This is a genomic window from Massilia sp. R2A-15 (genome assembly GCF_030704305.1).
Classification (GTDB): Bacteria; Pseudomonadota; Gammaproteobacteria; order Burkholderiales; family Burkholderiaceae_D; genus JAFCUW01.
In genome coordinates, this window is the sequence record NZ_CP131935.1 from 4439459 (window position 1) to 4457551 (window position 18093).

General features: G+C 61.3%; 17 protein-coding genes. 5 read left to right on the top strand and 12 right to left on the bottom strand.

Going from position 1 to position 18093, the window contains the following annotated elements:
- Positions 1 to 74 precede the first annotated feature (74 nt).
- The 5 genes from Q4S45_RS20470 to Q4S45_RS20490 all read right to left on the bottom strand — a co-directional run bounded on the left by Q4S45_RS20470 (position 75) and on the right by Q4S45_RS20490 (position 5590).
- Entirely contained in the window at positions 75 to 1283 is a 1209-nt protein-coding gene (locus Q4S45_RS20470) for an ABC transporter substrate-binding protein (protein WP_305507246.1), read from the bottom strand.
- A gap of 46 nt (positions 1284 to 1329) precedes the next feature.
- Positions 1330 to 2037, bottom strand: a complete 708-nt coding sequence (locus Q4S45_RS20475) for an ABC transporter ATP-binding protein (RefSeq protein WP_305507247.1) — start codon at positions 2035 to 2037, stop codon at positions 1330 to 1332.
- Complete coding sequence (locus Q4S45_RS20480; protein ID WP_305507248.1) at positions 2037 to 2807, bottom strand: ABC transporter ATP-binding protein; 771 nt, start codon at positions 2805 to 2807, stop codon at positions 2037 to 2039. Before Q4S45_RS20480 ends, Q4S45_RS20475 begins: the two co-directional genes overlap by 1 nt.
- A 104-nt stretch (positions 2808 to 2911) precedes the next feature.
- Entirely contained in the window at positions 2912 to 4540 is a 1629-nt protein-coding gene (locus Q4S45_RS20485) for a GMC family oxidoreductase (protein ID WP_305507249.1), read from the bottom strand.
- A 12-nt stretch (positions 4541 to 4552) separates the two neighbouring features.
- A complete protein-coding gene (locus tag Q4S45_RS20490) occupies positions 4553 to 5590 on the bottom strand; it encodes a nitronate monooxygenase family protein (protein ID WP_305507250.1) in 1038 nt (345 codons plus the stop codon).
- A gap of 1264 nt (positions 5591 to 6854) precedes the next feature.
- Here Q4S45_RS20490 and Q4S45_RS20495 point away from each other — a divergent pair.
- The 3 genes from Q4S45_RS20495 to Q4S45_RS20505 all read left to right on the top strand — a co-directional run bounded on the left by Q4S45_RS20495 (position 6855) and on the right by Q4S45_RS20505 (position 8459).
- Entirely contained in the window at positions 6855 to 7652 is a 798-nt protein-coding gene (locus tag Q4S45_RS20495) for a 5'-methylthioadenosine/adenosylhomocysteine nucleosidase (RefSeq protein ID WP_305507251.1), read from the top strand.
- A 203-nt stretch (positions 7653 to 7855) separates the two neighbouring features.
- Entirely contained in the window at positions 7856 to 8296 is a 441-nt protein-coding gene (locus Q4S45_RS20500) for a hypothetical protein (RefSeq protein ID WP_305507252.1), read from the top strand.
- Between the two features lie 31 nt (positions 8297 to 8327).
- Complete coding sequence (locus Q4S45_RS20505; protein ID WP_305507253.1) at positions 8328 to 8459, top strand: hypothetical protein; 132 nt, start codon at positions 8328 to 8330, stop codon at positions 8457 to 8459.
- 143 nt (positions 8460 to 8602) lie between these two features.
- On the opposite strand, the gene ald is transcribed toward Q4S45_RS20505, so the two are convergent.
- Together ald and putA are read right to left on the bottom strand one after the other, a co-directional pair.
- A complete protein-coding gene (ald, locus tag Q4S45_RS20510) occupies positions 8603 to 9718 on the bottom strand; it encodes an alanine dehydrogenase (RefSeq protein ID WP_305507254.1) in 1116 nt (371 codons plus the stop codon).
- Between the two features lie 36 nt (positions 9719 to 9754).
- Entirely contained in the window at positions 9755 to 13402 is a 3648-nt protein-coding gene (gene putA / locus Q4S45_RS20515; RefSeq protein WP_305507255.1) for a trifunctional transcriptional regulator/proline dehydrogenase/L-glutamate gamma-semialdehyde dehydrogenase, read from the bottom strand.
- A 220-nt stretch (positions 13403 to 13622) separates the two neighbouring features.
- Between putA and Q4S45_RS20520 the strand changes: the two genes are divergently transcribed.
- Complete coding sequence (locus Q4S45_RS20520; RefSeq protein WP_305507256.1) at positions 13623 to 14078, top strand: Lrp/AsnC ligand binding domain-containing protein; 456 nt, start codon at positions 13623 to 13625, stop codon at positions 14076 to 14078.
- Positions 14079 to 14097: 19 nt separating this feature from the next.
- On the opposite strand, the gene Q4S45_RS20525 is transcribed toward Q4S45_RS20520, so the two are convergent.
- The 4 genes from Q4S45_RS20525 to Q4S45_RS20540 all read right to left on the bottom strand — a co-directional run bounded on the left by Q4S45_RS20525 (position 14098) and on the right by Q4S45_RS20540 (position 16955).
- Positions 14098 to 14547, bottom strand: a complete 450-nt coding sequence (locus tag Q4S45_RS20525; RefSeq protein WP_305507257.1) for a hypothetical protein — start codon at positions 14545 to 14547, stop codon at positions 14098 to 14100.
- Between the two features lie 18 nt (positions 14548 to 14565).
- Positions 14566 to 14997: a hypothetical protein gene (locus tag Q4S45_RS20530; RefSeq protein WP_305507258.1), complete on the bottom strand. Its 432-nt coding sequence runs from the start codon at positions 14995 to 14997 to the stop codon at positions 14566 to 14568.
- Between the two features lie 226 nt (positions 14998 to 15223).
- Entirely contained in the window at positions 15224 to 15943 is a 720-nt protein-coding gene (locus Q4S45_RS20535) for an ankyrin repeat domain-containing protein (protein ID WP_305507259.1), read from the bottom strand.
- A gap of 67 nt (positions 15944 to 16010) precedes the next feature.
- Complete coding sequence (locus Q4S45_RS20540; RefSeq protein WP_305507260.1) at positions 16011 to 16955, bottom strand: LysR family transcriptional regulator; 945 nt, start codon at positions 16953 to 16955, stop codon at positions 16011 to 16013.
- A gap of 145 nt (positions 16956 to 17100) precedes the next feature.
- On the opposite strand from Q4S45_RS20540, the gene Q4S45_RS20545 reads away from it, so the two are divergent.
- Positions 17101 to 17388, top strand: a complete 288-nt coding sequence (locus Q4S45_RS20545; protein WP_305507261.1) for a hypothetical protein — start codon at positions 17101 to 17103, stop codon at positions 17386 to 17388.
- 80 nt (positions 17389 to 17468) lie between these two features.
- Here Q4S45_RS20545 and Q4S45_RS20550 read toward each other — a convergent pair whose 3' ends face one another.
- Positions 17469 to 18056 (bottom strand): chalcone isomerase family protein, encoded by a 588-nt coding sequence (locus Q4S45_RS20550; RefSeq protein WP_305507262.1) that lies wholly within the window; start codon positions 18054 to 18056, stop codon positions 17469 to 17471.
- Positions 18057 to 18093 lie beyond the last annotated feature (37 nt).

Consider the following 18093-nt stretch of genomic DNA (forward strand, 5'->3'; position numbering starts at 1 on the left):
ATATTTTTGGCATACCGCACAATGGGGTCAGGTCCGCAGGACCAGACCCCGATGCTGCGGGTATCCCAACTAGATTACTTCCAGAGCGAGCACTTGCTCTCGGCCTTGGTGGCGTAAGCCTGGGCGCCAGGGATGGTGGCGACGACCTTGTAGTAGTCCCATGGGTACTTCGACTCCGACTGTTCCTTCACCTGCATCAGGTACATGTCGTGCACCATGCGGCCGTCCGGACGGATCACGCCGCCCTTGGCGAACATGTCGTTGATCGGGGTCTTCTTCATGTGCGCCATGACCTTGTCGGCATCATCGCTGCCCACGGCCTTGACTGCCGCCAGGTAGTTCATCGTGGCCGAGTAGTCGGCCGCCTGCAGCATCGACGGCTCCTTCTTCATCTTCGAGAAGTAGCGCTTCGACCAGGCGCGGGTGTCCGCGTTCATGTCCCAGTACCAGCCGTCGGTCAGGTACATGCCGTGGGTCATCTTCAGGCCCAGCGAGTGCACGTCGTTGATGAACATCAGCAGGCCGGCCAGCTTCATGTTCTTGGTGATGCCGAACTCGTTGGCCGCCTTGATGGTGTTGATGGTGTCGCCGCCGGCGTTGGCCAGGCCCAGGATCTGCGCCTTCGAGTTTTGCGCCTGCAGCAGGAAGGACGAGAAGTCCGACGCGGCCAGCGGGTGCTTCGAGCTGCCCAGCACGGTGCCGCCTGCCGGCTTGATGACGTCGGTGGTGTCCTTCTCGAGCGACTGGCCGAACGCGTAGTCGGCGGTCAGGAAGTACCACGACTTGCCGCCCTGCTTGACGATGGTCGAGCCGGTGCCGCGCGCCAGCGCGATGGTGTCGTAGGCGTAGTGAATCGTGTACGGGGTGCATTCCTCATTGGTCAGGCGGGCCGAGCCGGCGCCGATCGAGATGAAGACCTTTTTCTTTTCCGCGGCGATCTTGGCCATGGCCAGGTTGGTGCCCGAGTTGGTGCCGCCGATCAGCATGTCGACGCCTTCGCGGTCGAACCATTCGCGCGCCTTGCTGGCGGCGATGTCGGCCTTGTTCTGGTGGTCGGCCACGACGAATTCGACTTTCTTGCCGTTGACCATGCCGCCCATGTCGGCGATCGCCATCTTGACCGCTTCGGCGCCGCCGTTGCCGTCGATGTCCGAATAGGTGCCGGACAGGTCGGTGATCAGGCCGATCTTGATGACGTCGCCCGATACTTGTGCCTGGGCGGCGAAGGAGAATCCGAGTGCGCACAGGGCGCCCGCTGCGATGGCAATTGCTTTACGTTTCATTTTGTCTCCGTGAAGGATAGTTATTTGTTGGTCAACGAATGCACAGTTACACGCCGAGGAGCTCGGTCAGGACCGGCATCTTGGCGCTTAATTCAGACGAAGCGAAGGTCTCGACGATCTGACCGTGCTCCACCACGTAAAACCGATCCGCCAGCGGTGCGGCGAAGCGGAAATTCTGTTCCACCATGACGATGGTGTAGCCCTTGGCCTTGAGCGTCGTGATCATCCGGGCCAGGCCCTGCACGATGACCGGAGCCAGGCCTTCGGAAATCTCGTCCAGCAGCAGCAGGCGCGCCCCGGTGCGCAGGATTCGCGCCACCGCCAGCATCTGCTGCTCGCCGCCCGACAGCCGGGTGCCCTGGCTGTTGCGGCGCTCGTACAGGTTCGGGAACATCTGGTAGATCTCCTGCACCGACATGCCCTTTTCCGCGCCGGCCAGCTGTGGCGGCAGCATCAGGTTTTCCTCGGTCGACAGCGACGAGAAAATGCCGCGCTCTTCCGGGCAATAGCCGATGCCCAGGTGGGCGATCTTGTGGGTGGGCATGCCGATCGACTCGACCCCGTTCACCTTGATCGAGCCGGTGCGGCGGCCGGTCAGGCCCATGATCGCGCGCAGGGTGGTGGTGCGGCCGGCACCGTTACGGCCCAGCAGAGTGACCACTTCGCCCTGGTTCACCGTCAGGTTGACGTTGTGCAGGATGTGCGACTCGCCGTACCAGGCTTGCAGGTTGGATATTTCGAGTGCGGCGGCCATCAGTGCGCTCCTTCCAGGTCGGCGTTGACGGTGCCCATGTAGGCTTCCATGACCTGCGGGTTGCGCGACACCTCGGCATAGCTGCCTTCGGCCAGCATGGCGCCGCGCTGCAGCACCGAAATTTTGTCGCAGATGCCGGACACCACGTTCATATTGTGTTCGACCATCAGGATGGTGCGCCCGGCCGAGACCTTTTTGATCAGCTCGGTGACGCGGTGCACGTCCTCGTGGCCCATGCCCTGGGTCGGCTCGTCAAGCAGCATCAGCTCCGGATCCATCGCCAGGGTGGTGGCGATCTCGAGAGCTCGCTTGCGGCCGTAGGGCATGTCGACGGTGATGGTGTCGGCAAATTCGGTCAGGTCCACTTCGGCCAGCAGCTCCATGGCGCGCGCGTCAAGCTGCGACAGTGAGCGCTCGCTCTTCCAGAAATGGTAGGAGGTGCCGAGCTGGCGCTGCAGGCCGATGCGCACGTTCTGCAACACGGTCAGGTGCGGAAACACGGCCGAAATCTGGAACGAGCGGATGATTCCCATACGCGCGATCTGGGCCGGCTGGGCCGCGGTGATGTCCTTGCCGTTAAACAGGATCTGGCCCGAGGTCGGCACCAGGAACTTGGTCAGCAGATTGAAGCATGTCGTCTTGCCGGCGCCGTTCGGGCCGATCAACGCATGGATATGGCCACGCTGGACGCTCAGGTTCACATCATTGACTGCAGTGAAACCCTTGAACTCCTTGTTGAGGTTCCTGGTCTCTAAGATGACATCCGTCATTGAGTCTCCGAAATGTTTTTATAATTACTGCATGTAATTTTCTTACGATAATACACACAATAAAATTTCGTCACAATACGGTATAACTACCACTGGCTATGCACTTATTCGGTGCGGGCGGCAGAAATCAGCGCGGCGGCCTTTTCGGCGATCATCAGGGTCGGCGAATTCGTGTTGCCGGAGGTGATGTTTGGCATCACGGACGCATCGATCACGCGCAGTCCGGCCACGCCGATGACCCGCAGCTCGCTGTCGACCACGGCCATCGGGTCGTCCTTCTTGCCCATCTTGCAGGTGCCGACCGGATGGAAAATGGTCGTGCCGATCTGCCCCGCCGCTTCGGCCAGTTCCTCGTCGGTGCGGAAATGCACGCCGGGCTTGAACTCCTCCGGCGCGTACTTGGCCATGGCCGGCGCCGCGACGATCCTGCGCGTCAGGTTCAGCGCGTCGGCCGCCGTCTTGCGGTCTTCCGGCGTGCTCAGGTAATTGGGGGAAATTTTCGGCGCGGCGTAGCTATCCTTGCTGGCGATCCGGACGTGCCCGCGCGAGGTCGGGCGCAGGTTGCACACGCTGGCGGTGAACGCCGAAAACGCATGGAGCGGATCGCCGAACTTTTCCAGCGACAGCGGCTGGACGTGGTACTGCAGGTTGGCGGACGGCTGCGACGGGTCGGATTTGGCAAACGCGCCCAGCTGCGACGGCGCCATCGACATCGGCCCGCTCTGCATCAGGGTGTACTCGATGCCGATTTTCATCTTGCCGAACCAGCCGGCGGCGCTGGTGTTGAGGGTTTTCGCGTTGTTGACCTTGTAGATCATGCGCAGTTGCAGGTGATCCTGCAGGTTTTCGCCGACGCCGGGCCGGTCGGCCTGCGGCGTAATGCCCAGGCTGTGCAGCGCCGCGGCCGGGCCGATGCCGGACAGCTGCAAAATCTGCGGCGAGCCGATCGAACCGGCTGCCAGCAGGGTTTCGCGCTTCGCGTCGGCGCGCCAGGACTTGCCGCCCCCGGTGAATTCGACGCCGCGGCAGGCCGGACCCTGTTCCGACTGCTCAATAATCAGGCGCTCGACGTGGCAGCCGGTCATGATCGTCAGGTTCGACCGCGCCGCGATCGGCCGCAGGAAGGCCTTTGCCGTGTTCCAGCGGATGCCGCGCTTCTGGTTGACTTCGAAATAGGCGCAGCCGGCATTGTCGCCGCCGTTGAAATCGTCGACCTTGCGGATGCCGACCTGGTCGGCCGCGTCGCGGAAGGCGTCGAGGATCTGCCAGGAAAGGCGCTGTTTTTCGACCCGCCATTCGCCGCCGCTGCCGTGCGTCGCGCTGGCGCCGCCGTGATGGTCCTCGCTTTTCATGAACAGCGGCAGTACCTGGTCCCATGCCCAGGATGGATCGCCGGTCAGTTCGGCCCAGCGGTCGTAGTCGCCCGACTGGCCGCGCATGTAGATCATGCCGTTGATCGAAGAGCTGCCGCCCAGCACTTTGCCGCGCGGGTAAATCAAGGAGCGCCCGCCCAGGCCGGCGTCAGGTTCGGTCTTGAACAGCCAATCGGTGCGCGGATTGCCGATGCAATGCAGATAGCCGACCGGAATGTGAATCCACAGGTAATCGTCCTTGCCGCACGCCTCGATCAGCAGGACGTTGACATTCTTGTTGCGGGTGAGGCGGTTCGCCAGCAGGCAGCCGGATGTGCCCGCCCCCACGATGATGTAGTCGTATTCTCCTGCCGATTCCAATCAAGGCTCCTTTCAGGTTGGACGCATCTCCGCCACCAGCGTCTGCATCAGTTGCGCCACCGACAGAGCGCGCGACCGGCCCACTTCGGCGCCGGCCCACATCGACATCAGCTCGATGTCGCCGCGTTCGGCGGCTGCTGCACGGATGCCGCCGGTTAATGCATTTTGAACAGGATACGCCGGAACTTGCGTTTCTACACTCCTCATTTGTTCCATGAAACGATTTTCGACGCCGCGGGCCAGGCGGCCGGAGAAGGCGCGGGTCAGCCGCGTGCGCAAGTGGGTTCCCGACAACAGATGCTGTTTGTAGGCCGGATGGATGCCGGATTCGTCCGTGACAAGAAAGGCGGTGCCCATCTGAACCGCGCTGGCGCCCAGCGCGAGTGCATCGCGGATATCGACGCCGGTCATGATGCCGCCGGCGGCGATGACGGGAATCTGCACTGCATCCGAGACCCACGACCACAACTCGCGGGCCGAAAGCGTTGCATCTTCCTGCGGGCCGAGGAAAGTTCCGCGATGGCCGCCCGCCTCCACGCCCGACGCCACCACCGCATCGGCGCCCACCGCTTCCCAGGCCAGCGCTTCGTCGACGGTGGTGACGGTGCCGATGACGGCGATGCCTGCGGAGTGGAGGCGCTCGACCTGGGTTTCGGTGAGGATGCCGAAGGTAAAACTGGCGGCGGCGGGCTTGAGCGCCACCAATTCGTCGAACTGGGCGTCGAAATCCTGGCACCACTGCTTGGGCAGCGCCAGCTCGGACCAGCCCAGGCTTTGCCAGACCGGGCGCAGCAGTTCGATTCCACGCTGGACCTCGGCCTCGGAGGGATGCGGCGTCGGCTGGACGAAGAAATTCATCTGGAACGGACGGTCGGTGAGGCCGCGGATCTGGCCGACCTGCTCGCGGATGGCGGCGGGCGCCAGCAGGGAGCCGGGAAAACTGCCCAATCCGCCGGCATTCGAGACGCCCGCCACCAGCGCCGGCGTGCATGCGCCACCTGCCATCGGGCCCTGGATGATCGGAAATTCCATCAGCGACAACACATCCATACAGCCTCCTGTGGATAAGTCTATGAATATCCACAGGTACCATTTGTGGATAAAAGCCATTTTATTCACACGTCAATTTTTGTCCAGAATTGCTACCAGCCGCATACAGGATCGTTAACAACTTTGTACAGCGCGCAAGTGTCTGTTTACACGCGGATTTTGTGGGTTGTCCACAGAAAATAGGGACTGTCAACAACTACTACTAACCTTGTATACATACCTTTGTTAAGTAAACAAATTCGGCGAATTCCCGGACTGCGTTACCTGACATTTTCGAAATATCGACGACCTGGCGCTAACGCCGCGTGCTTTCCTGACCTCGATTGAAAATTTTCACCGCCTGGGCAAACAACGCGACTTGCTGAACTGCCGACCGGCAGCGACCGATCGATCGATGGTGGGCATCCGGCTTCGGCTCATCCTGACCCCCAGTCCGCTGCCGGCAAGCTTTTTCACGGTGCCGAACATCCTGTCGCGGATCGGCCCGCTGGGTCGTGACCAACCTCCAAACAGTCGCTCGTCTGCAAGATCGTCCAGAAAAGCGTATCCAAGCCAACCTTGAGCGCAGCGAACGACGACCAGGTGTGGATAAGTCTATGAATATCCACAGGTACCATTTGTGGATAAACGCTGTTTTATTCACACCCTGTTTTTTGTCCAGAATTGCTACCAGCCGCATACAGAACCGTTAACAAGCTTGTACAGCCCGCAAGTTGCTGTTTACGTTGAATTTTTGTGGTTTATCCACAGAAAACAGGACCTGTTAACAACTACTACTAACCTTGTATACATACTTTTTAAGTAAACAAGCAAACGAAAATTCGCGCGCCGAAGAACCCCGAAAACCGACGTCGGTTGAAAAAAATAGAAGGCGTCGAAAACCCAAATTTTTGCAAGCTTGTTGGTTTTTCAAAAAAATTGGTTTACGCCAACATGCAAAAAACGTTGCAGAAATGTCAGCCTGGTGTGCAAGCAAAATGCATCACTTGTGGATAAGCTGTTGGATATCCACAGCATCGTTTGTGCAGAACCGATCTGTTTCTCCACAGCCAAATTTTTATCCCACAACGATCCCAACTGGATACAATCGTTTTCAGGCCAGTTGTAAACGCTGTAAACCGTTGAGCCTGTTGATAAAATCCGACTTATCCACAAAAAAATCGACGTTTACTATCTACTACTATATTTGTATACATACCTTTATATAAAACAGTAAACCGGCGCGAACAGCGGGGACAACCCGAAAAACCGTCTTCCAGGAAGCATGAATCACCACAAAATTAAGCGCTTAGGCATCATCAGCGCCCTTCATGAGGAACAGGAAGGGCTCGTACAGGCCATGGAAGGGCTCGCCACGGTCACGCACGGCATGCGTGACTACGCCGTCGGCAGACTCTGGGGAATCGACGCTGTGTGCGTCCTGTCGCGTATTGGCAAGGTCGCGGCAGCGATGACCGCCACCATGCTTGTGGAGAAGTTCGGAGTTACCCACATCCTGTTTACCGGCGTAGCGGGCTCTGGAGGCCCTTCTGTGGCCGTTGGAGACATTGTGGTGGCCGAGTCCCTGGTTCAGCACGATATGGACGCCAGCCCCCTGTTCCCGCGATTTGAAGTGCCATTGACCGGTCTGGCGCACTTTACATCCGATGCGAGCTTGTCGACGCACCTGGCCGGCGCTGCGCACGATTTCGTTGCCGGCGACTTCCTGGATGTGATCGAAGCGGATGAACGGCGGGTTTTCCGCTTGCAGCAGCCAAGCGTGCACCGCGGCCTGATTGCCAGCGGCGATCAGTTTGTCAGCTGCCGTGACCATATCGGACGTTTGGGCACAAACCATCCAGGGTTGCTGGCCGTGGAGATGGAGGGGGCGGCGGTGGCCCAGGTATGTTTCGAGCTGGGCGTGCCGTTTGCCGTGATCCGCACGATTTCAGATAACGCCAACGAAGACGCGGCCCATGACTTCATGCGTTTCGTGAAATCAGTCGCGGCTCGGTATGCGTTTCACATCGTCAGACGGTTTTGCCAGCAACCTCACCCAAACCTTGCCGTTAAAGCATTATGACCCGATAGTGGGTCACCCATGAACTAACCCGTTTGGCAGCCGTTCAATGGAAAGCAAGGGGGCTTTTCTCGCATGACTTATCCTTGTTCGATGGAATTAACTACTGGGGGATGGTGAAACTTATTACTATTGCTGCTCCCTAACAACAAGGTGACAGGTGGGTGTACCGTATGGATGCAAGTAGACTTGTAGGCTGGCTGCTCTTGAACGTCGCTGTACCTTTGCTGGCCCCGATTGCACTTTTGCCGCTGCTGGGATTAGGTAAGAAGCACAGAGGGAGAGTTCGAGAACTCATAATGCGCTCGCTTCAGGAAGGGCAGCTGTTCTGGACCGTCATTGCTATGTGTGCCGCAGCCTCTTACGAGGCAGCTGTGCACTTGGGCGAATTGAAAGGTACTTTCAGCGAAATATCGCTCGGAACTACCGTTGCCTGGACAGCGATCCTTTGGCACATGGTAATCGTTGTGATTTCTTCGGTACTAGTCTTGTTGGGTACAATGGATGCAGCCGATGAAGAAGTGCATGAGGCAAGCGTCATCGCGGCGAGCGGTACGGCGCAGGCGCCGCGCATCATGGTGGTCTCCATATGGATGTCACTAGCTACTGCAGTATCGTTCACCGCGACGCATGTCTGGGCTGGCTAAAGTGCTATACTGATTGAAGAGGAGCAGTATCATGGCAAAGATTATCAAATACGTATCGCAACCTGCAGGCCGGGACCAAATGATGAAGGACTTGGGCCTCTTCAGCGTCGTCGGTGCCGGCATTGTTTCTACTATTCTGCTCGTCGCTGCGCTCCTGCGCTGACCCTGCGCATTCCAAATAAAAGGCACCCGAGGGTGCCTTTTTTGTTGCGTGCGCCCAGCATGGGCGCACTCTTGCGAGGAGCGGCGACACGACTTCATGGGTTTCATGAAACCGGTCGCCGCTTCACCATTTTGCCAACAGAATCAGCCCAGCATCGACTCCGCTGGCACGTAGTCGTACTTCAGTGCCTCTGCCACCGCTTGGTAAGTGACTTTTCCTTCGCACACATTCAGACCGTTCTTCAGGTGCGGATCGTCGCGCATCGCCTGGCGCCAGCCTTTGCTTGCCAACGCAACGGCGTGACCGATGGTGGCGTTGTTCAGCGCGAAGGTCGACGTGCGCGCCACCGCGCCCGGCATGTTCGCGACGCAGTAGTGCACCACGCCATCGAGAACGAAGGTCGGGTCGGCGTGCGTCGTCGCATGCGAGGTTTCGAAACAGCCGCCCTGGTCGATCGCGACGTCGACCACCACCGCGCCCGGCTTCATCTTCGAAATCATGTCGCGCGTGACCAGCTTCGGCGCCGCGGCGCCCGGCACCAGCACGCCGCCGATCACCAGGTCGGCCGACAGCACCGCTTCCTCGATCGAATGCGCGTTGGAATACTGCGTCGAGATGCGATTGCCGAAAATGAGGTCGAGCTGGCGCAGGCGCTCCATGCTCTTGTCGAGCACAGTCACGCGCGCGCCGGTTCCCACCGCCATCTGCAGCGCGTTGGTGCCGACCACGCCGGCGCCGATGATGACGACATGGCCGGCCGCAACGCCAGGCACGCCGCCCAGCAGCAATCCCATGCCGCCCTTCGATTTCTCGAGGTGCGCGGCGCCTGCCTGGATCGCCATGCGCCCGGCCACTTCGCTCATCGGCGCGAGCAGCGGCAGCCCGCCGCCGGCTCCGGTGATGGTTTCGTAGGCGATGCAGACGGCGCCCGAACGCACCAGCGCCGCGGTCTGTTCAGGGTCCGGCGCCAGGTGCAGGTAGGTGTAGAGAATCTGGCCCGGCCGCAGCATGGCGCATTCCTCCGGCTGCGGTTCCTTGACCTTCACGACCATCTCGGCGCGCGCAAAGACTTCCTTCGCGCTGTCCACGATGGCCGCGCCGGCCGCCACGTACTGTTCGTCGGGCAGGCCGATTTCAAGGCCGGCGCCCTTCTGCACGAGCACCTGGTGGCCGCGCGAGGTCAGTTCCCTGACACTCGGCGGCGTGAGGCCCACGCGGAACTCGTTGTTTTTAATCTCTTTCGGAACTCCTACAATCATGTCTTCCTCCAAGTTGTACAACGGACATCTCCATCATTACAAACCCAGCGTCATCAGGCTTGCGTTACCGCCAGCCGCGGTCGTGTTGACACACAGCGCGCGTTCAGCCACCAGACGCCACAACGGGATCGCACCCTCTTCGGTGGTGTCGATCATGCTGATGATTGCTCCATCCCGCGCCGCCAGCACAGGGCGCAGGCTGTTCGAGGTGGACGCGTCGACGAGCGCCACCTGGAAAGGATACTTGCATTCGTCGATGCTGCCGATCACCTGGATGCGGTCGCGCACCGGCGCCGGCAAGCCTTCGGGAACCAGCTTGCCCGAGCGGTCCAGCACCACCGCGCGATTGCCGGTGGCCAGTACCGCGGCCAGCTGATTAAGCAGCACGCCGATCGACGAGGCCGCGCACAGCACGACGCCGCGCGACGCGAACGCCAGCGTATTGCGCTCGCCGGTCGGACCCGGCAGCGCCAGCGTGGTGCCGGTCAGCGTGGTGCGCATGTACTGGTCGGCCAGCGTCATCACGCGCTCCTGGCCATGGGTGTTGGCCCACGCCAGCAGAGAATCGAGGCCCGGGGTGGCCTGGCGTTCGTGGCGCAGCAGCGGCGGCGCCGCGCGCTGCAGGCGCTTGAGGTACAGCGGGCCGCCCGCTTTCGGGCCAGTGCCGGACTTGCCTTCGCCGCCGAAAGGCTGCACACCGACCACCGCGCCGACGATGTTCCGGTTGACATAGATATTGCCGACGTGCGCGCGCGACGAGATGTAATCGATGGTCTCGTCGATGCGCGAGTGGATGCCCAGCGTCAGGCCGAAGCCGCTCTCGTTGATCGAGTCGATCAGCTCCGGCAGGTCGGTGCGCTTGTAGCGGATGACGTGCAGCACAGGGCCGAACACTTCGTGCGTCAGTTCGGACAGCGAGCCGATTTCCATCACGGTCGGTGGCACGAAGGTGCCGTGCGCGGTCAGGCTGGCCGGCAGGTCGAGCGCGAAGTGCGACTTGGCGTTCTTCTTCGTGCGCTCGATGTGCGCGAGCAGGTTGTCGCGCGCCTCGACGTCGATCACCGGGCCGATGTCGGTCGACAGGCGGTCCGGCACGCCGACGCGCAGTTCCTGCATCGCGCCCTTGAGCATGCGGATCGTCTTGTCGGCGATTTCCTCCTGCAGGAACAGCACGCGCAGCGCCGAGCAGCGCTGGCCGGCGCTGTCGAAGGCGGAGCTCAGGGCATCCTGCACCACCTGCTCCGGCAGCGCCGACGAATCGACGATCAGCGCGTTCTGGCCGCCGGTTTCGGCGATCAGCGGAAGTTCGTTGTGCTCTTCCAGCGAGCGCTTCGCCAGCGTCTTGTTGATCAGCTGCGCCACTTCGGTCGAACCGGTGAAGATCACGCCGCGCACGCGGGCGTCGCCGGTCAGCGCGGCGCCGACCACTTCGCCGCGGCCCGGCAGGAACTGCAGCGCGCCTTTCGGAATGCCAGCCTGGTGGAACAGTTCGACGGCGCGGTTCGCGATCAACGGGGTTTGTTCGGCCGGCTTGGCCAGCACCACGTTACCCGCGGCCAGCGCGGCGGCGACCTGGCCTGTGAAGATCGCCAGCGGGAAGTTCCACGGGCTGATGCAAGTGACCGGGCCGAGCGCCAGCACGTTCTGCGTGCTGTGCACCTGCTGCGCGTAGTAGCGCAGGAAGTCGACAGCTTCGCGCACTTCGGCGATCGCGTTCGGCAGCGACTTGCCCGCTTCGCGCACGGCCAGCGCCATCAGCTCCTGGCAGTTTTCCTCGAACAGGTCGGCGACGCGCGCGATCGCATCGGCGCGCAGCGACGGCGCCGTCGTTTGCCAGTCCATCGCATACGCGGCGGCGGCGGCCAGCGCGGTTTCGACATCGGCGCTGGTGGCTTCGCGCACCTGGCCGACAACATCCAGATGATTGGCGGGATTTTTCACCGGCTGCGTCGCCGACGGGCTGCTGGCGCCGTCGATCAGCGGCGCGGCTTCGTACGCGCGCGGCTGCGCCAGCACGGCCGACAGCTTGACCAGCACGTCTTCATTGGTCAGGTCGATGCCCGACGAATTCTTGCGCTCGTCGCCGAATAATTTCACCGGCAGCGCGATGCCCGGATGCGGCTGGGCGCCCTGCGCGCGCGCCGCGTCGAACGGATCGGCGATCAGCGACGCGATCGACACGTCCTGGTCGACGATCTGGTTGACGAACGACGAGTTGGCGCCGTTCTCCAGCAGGCGGCGCACGAGATACGCGAGCAGCGTTTCGTGCGAGCCCACCGGCGCGTAGATGCGGCAGGCCTTGTCGAGGTTTTCCTTGCCGACCACCTGGTCGTACAGCGTCTCGCCCATGCCGTGCAGGCACTGGAACTCGTAGTTGGTGATGCCGTCGGCCTTCGCCCAGGTGTAGATGACGGACAGCGAATGCGCGTTGTGCGTGGCGAACTGCGGATACAACGTGTCGGCGGCCGATAGCAGCTTGCGCGCGCAGGTCAGGTAGGACACGTCGGTGTAGACCTTGCGGGTATAGACCGGGAAGCCGGGCATGCCGTCCACTTGCGCGCGCTTGATCTCGGCGTCCCAATACGCGCCCTTCACCAGGCGCACCATGAACTTGCGGCCGCTGCGCTTGGCCAGGTCGACCAGGAAGTCGATCACGAACGGGCAGCGCTTCTGGTAGGCCTGCACCACGAAGCCGATGCCGTCGAAGCCGGCCAGCGCGGGATCGAAGGCCATCGCCTCCATCATGTCGAGCGAAATCTCGAGGCGGTCGGCTTCTTCCGCGTCGATGTTGATGCCGATGTTGTACTGCTTCGCCAGCAGCACCAGGGTGCGCACGCGCGGCAGCAGTTCTTCCATTACGCGCTTGTGCTGCGCGCGGCTGTAGCGCGGGTGCAGCGCCGACAGCTTGATCGAGATGCCCGGGCCGCCGTTGATGCCGCGGCCGTTCGATGCCTTGCCGATCGCGTGGATCGCCGTCTCATACGACTTGTAATAGGCCTGCGCATCGTGCTCGGTCAGCGCCGCTTCGCCCAGCATGTCGTACGAATAGCGGTAGCCGCGCGCTTCGTTGGCGCGGCTGTTTTTCAGCGCCTCGTCGATGGTCTGGCCGGTGACGAACTGGTTGCCCAGCATGCGCATCGCCAGGTCCACGCCCTTGCGGATCAGCGGCTCGCCGCCCTTGCCGATCAAGCGCGTCATCGCCGAGGCCAGGCCCGCTTCGCTGCTGGTGCCGACCAGCTTGCCGGTGATGAGCAGTCCCCAGGTGGCGGCGTTGACGAACAGCGAAGGCGACTCGCCCAGGTGCTTGCGCCAGTCGCCCTTGCTGATCTTGTCGGCGATGAGGCGGTCCGCGGTCTGGCTGTCGGGGATGCGCAACAGCGCTTCGGCCAGGCACATCAGCGCCACGCCCTCTTCCGACGACAGCGAAAATTCATGCATCAGCGCGTCCACGCCCGAGGCGCGGGTGCGTTTCGCGCGCACCTGCTCGACCAGCTTGTGCGCCAGCGGCGCCGCGTCGGCGTTGGCGCGCGCGCCCTGCGCCAGCAGCCACTCCACGGCCTCGGTCTCGTCGCGCCGGTAGGCCGCGGTGATGGCCGAGCGCAGCGCGGTTTGTTGTGGTTTGACTTCGGCGAGCAGGGCGGAAAACGGGGCGGAGGAGGTGGCCGGAAACGCGGCAGTTTGCATAAATGACTCTTTGATGGAAAATGGCTAACAAACACAGCCGCGCAGCACGAAACGCCGCCCCTGGAGGACCAGGGGGCGGCGCGATCGGCTGCGCGAAAAATTGATTCGATTGTAGTGGGATTTCTTCTGGATTAATTCTGGTAATAAGGAATACTAGCAATAGATAGTTTTTGGTGAGACAATTTCACCAAATAATATTTATCTTGGGAGATAGCCTGACATGCTGGACAAGATTAGCAAGAAAATCCTCGCGGAACTGCAAAATGACGGCCGCATCAGCAATGTCGAACTGGCCGCCCGCGTCAACCTGTCGCCGGCCGCATGCCTGGAGCGGGTGCGCAAGCTGCACGAGTCAGGCTACATCATGGGCTACACGGCCCAGCTCAATCCCCAACTGCTCGACGTGTCGCTGCTGGTCTTCATCGAAGTCGTGTTAGACCGCACCACGCCGGAAGTGTTCGACGCGTTCAAGAACAGCGTGCAACTGATCCCCGAAGTCCTGGAATGCCACATGGTCGCGGGCGGCTTCGACTACCTGGTCAAGGCGCGCGTGAAGGACATGGCGGCGTACCGCGAATTCCTCGGCAAGACGCTGCTGCAAAAAGGCGTGCGCGAGACGCACACCTACGCGGTGATGGAAGAGGTCAAGAACACGACCAAGCTGCCGATTCGCTAAGTTAAGAGTGGTGGCGCGTTCAATCGAGTTGTTCCGCGGGATCCACGGCTTCGGGGAGCACACGACTAATTCGGGTGTGAAGCAGCTTGCCCGCGATCAGTCCAAGCGGCGCTGCAAGCATCCAGATGGCGAGACGCAGAGGCGAGTGGTGCTCCGGAAATAGCGCAAAAATATTGACTACCAGGACCAGGCAAAACAAGGCGATGGTCGCACCCCACGAACGGGGTGGCGACCATTTCGCTGCGACAGCGCCACTGGCCATACCGGCAAAAAACCGTAGCGCCTGTATCGACTTCCACACCCAGGTATCGGCGTCGTCGGAAGGACGATGATCGATCAGCGGATTGGCCGTCAACAGGACGTCAAGATTCGCCGCGTAGATCAGGATAACGTAGGCGAGCAGTATCCCCGTCAGCAACCCTGCAACGAATCCCAGCCAAGGCGACCGGTTCGTGAATCTGCTTTTCATGAAGTGCCGGTACGTTCGTTAGCTCTTGAGCAGCTGGACGTATCCGGCCACCGCTTCCCGCGCGCCCGGTCCATCGATCAGCGAACGGAGAATCGATTCCAGCGATTCGCATTCCAGCGTCAGGTTTTTCTCGCTGACCTTCGATGGCGGATTCGCGAGCAGAAAACCCTGGAAACTCTCTTTCGCCGCTGGGAGATAGGGCGAGCTATCCACTAACTGGATCAATTCGGGATAGGTGGAGCGGAATCGTTCCAAGGTTTTTCCATGGGTCGCCCACTCGGGCGAAGCGCCGCAGCGCAGTTGCGCTCCATAAGTCGCTTGGTAAAGCCTGGATACGACCTTCGCTTTCTCAACTGGGGTGGCAGGAGTGCCTTCGGCCAGCGCGGCTGTCGGGATGGCCTGCATGAAAAATACAAGTCCAGCCAACATGAAGTTGCGACCGATGTGCATACACCTCTCCTCAAAAGGAATAAAAAAGCAATATTGCAAATTTATATCCCTAATGCGCGTCTTTGTCGAGGACCCTGGCGACCGCCACTTTCATCGTATTGAACTCGGTGACGATTTGGGCGTGAGCAGCGCACATCGCGCCTAGGTCGCAGAACGCCAGTATCTTCTTGAACAAATCGATCCCCTCTTTTGTCATGGCGGCGCCGGATCCGGTTCTCGCGGCGCCTTAACGTCCGTTCTTAGCTTCCCTGCTTTTCGCGTCGTTCTCCATCTGCTCGCCGATCACGCGATTACGCTGTTCCTCACTTCCGCGCACCAGCTTTGCGCCGTTCCGCTCCAGCAGTTCTTTTGCCCCGCTTGCCGGACGCCATCCGTGTATCGCACTCGCCAGGGGAGAATCGCCGTAGGCATTGATCGCATTGACGTCGGCGCCCCTGGCGATCAATAGTCTGATCACGTCCAGTTCACCGCGCACGGCAGCGCCATGCAGCGCAGTTCCAGACCTGCCCTGACTATTGATGTCCACGCCCTGATCGAGCAAGGCCAGCACCGCCGAAGTCTGGCCACTGGCAGCCATGTCCACGAGGAATTCAGTTGCGTGAGGACCTTTGGCGATGCGCCCTGCAAACGTGCTTACCCAGAAACCGTAGGGCAGAAATGCAATTCCAAGCGACACGACAATCGCCAGAGCGCCGAGGAGGTTCGACAGTCGCCAGGTTCTTGTCTTGAAGAGTGGCAGGCTGACACTGACGACGATCCAGGCGAGCGAGGCGAGTATGGCCGGAAATAAGATGATGCCAACAGTATGAAGGAGCGAAAACCCGATCATCTGAGGCCCGCTGGCCCAGCTCAGCGCGGTGTTCTCCCATACCATGTCGGCAGCAAGCAGCACCGGGGTAACCAGCGCCAGGCAGCACCCGATCGATGGCTTGCCGCGTACGATCATGAGGCCAGCAGCGCTTGGTCGAGCGCCTTCGCAATGACCTGTTCGGCGGCGGTAAGAAGTTCGCTCATCACGCTTTGTGCGCGTCCGACGTGGTCAGGTCCATTTCCTGGAAGTGCTTGCGCAGCCAGATATGGGCCGGGCTGCGCGCGTCGCGTTCATGCCACAGCATGTCGATGTTCACCGGCGGCAGGTCGTAGGGCAGCTCGCGCCACACGAGCGCGTCGGCATTGCCGGTCGAGGCGATCAGGTGCTTCGGCAGCACCGTGATCAGGTCCGAGTTGGCTACCACGCGGCCGGCCGTGAAGAACTGGTTCACGGTCAGCAGGATGCGCCGCTCGCGGCCCAGCTGCGCCAGCGCTTCGTCGGACAGGCCATGCGCCCTGCCCGAAAAACTCACCAGCAGGTGGTTCGCCGCGCAGTAGCGGTCGAGCGTCAGTTCTTCCTTCGCGAGCGGATGGTCCTTGCGCATCACGCACACGTAGCGGCCGGAATACAGCCGCTCGTGGCGGATCGGCGAACTGGTATCGGACGACAGCTGCGCCGCCACGCCGGGGAAGAAGCCGACCGCGAGGTCGACGTCGCCGCGCAGCAGCATCGGGCGCGGTTCGCGCGTGGTCAGCGGCACCATGCGCACGTTGACGCCCGGCGCCTCGGTCTCGATCGCGCGCATCAGCGACGGCAGCCAGAATGCGGCGGTGGCGTCGGCCATCGCCATGCGGAAGGTGGCGTGGGTCTTGGAGACGTCGAAGGTTTCGGGCGTGACCGCCGCCTCCAGGCCGGACAGCGCCGAGCGCACGGCCGGCCACAGCTGTTCGGCGCGCGGCGTCGGCTTGACGCCGTAGGCGGTGCGGATCAAGAGGTCGTCGCCCAGGCTCTCGCGCAGGCGCTTGATCGCGTTCGACACAGCCGGCTGCGTCATCGCCAGGTGGCCGGCGGCGCGGGTCAGGTTCTGTTCGGTCATGACGGCGTCGAACACGCGCAGCAGATTGAGGTCTAGCGTCAGGAAGCTCATGGCATGTAGGGCGGATGGGTTCGGAGGTTCAAATATACCTGAAATCCATTCACGATCAATATAATCGGTATCAGAAAACGGAATTAGATTTATATGTTGCGCTGCACGATAATTCTGGTCAACAACTAATTCTTACTGGAATATCGTGTCTTTCACCGCAAGCCTGTTTCAAACTTCCGCCAACGTCCCGGTCATGCCAGTGATCCGCGGCGTTATCGGCCTGTCGGCGTTCGCCGGCCTGGCCATGTTCTTCAAGCCACTGCTGACGGGTATCGCCCGCGCGCTGGTGCTGGTTGTGCGGCCCCGCCTGACCAAGGAAGAACAAATCGCCCGCCGCCAGTTGCGCGATGCAAAATTGATGCAGCGGATGATCAACTCGTCGCAGGGACCGAGCCACGCGGCCGAACTGCGCGCGATGATGGCGCGCGGCTAAGCCAGCCCCGCCTGAATAAAAAAGCGGCGCCGGGAAACCGGGCGCCGCTTTTTTGTTTATTGCGTATTACAACTTCCCAATCAGCGCGCGCCAAGCAGTTGCGGCTTCAGGCTGCTGTCGGCCGGACGATCGCCCAGCCAGATGCGCAGCACCGCGTTGTAGAAGCCCACATCCGGAATCGGCTCGCCCAGCTTCTTGCCGTTCAGTTCGATCACGGTGCCGCTAGCGGGAATCCAGTCGATGTGCAGCACGTCGCCCTTCTTCACGCCGGGAATGCTGCCGAACAGCTCGCCGAACTTGCTGATCTGGCTGACGTACTTGCTCTTTTCAGCCGCGTCGATGTTGTGGTCCAGCCCGGTCATGAAGGCCTGGCCGAAATCGTCCGAGCTGATGTCGCGCATCATCACCAGCTGCATGCGGCGCGGACCGTCGAGCTTGAGTACTTCCGGCACGGCGTTCTTCTTTTCGGTCAGGTACAGGCCGGCCGCGTAGACCTTGATGATGAACTTGGTGCGCAGGCCGGCGCCGTTCAGGACCAGATCCTTGCCGGCGACCCTGGCGGACTCGTCGAACTTCACGCCGCTCACTTCCGCCGCGGATGCGCTGAACGCGCAGGCCATCAGCAAGCCCGCGAGCAGGCCCTTGAAACCGAATGTTGTCTTTGCCATCGTGCTTGTCTCCATGTTGTTATCAAGTGAAATTCAC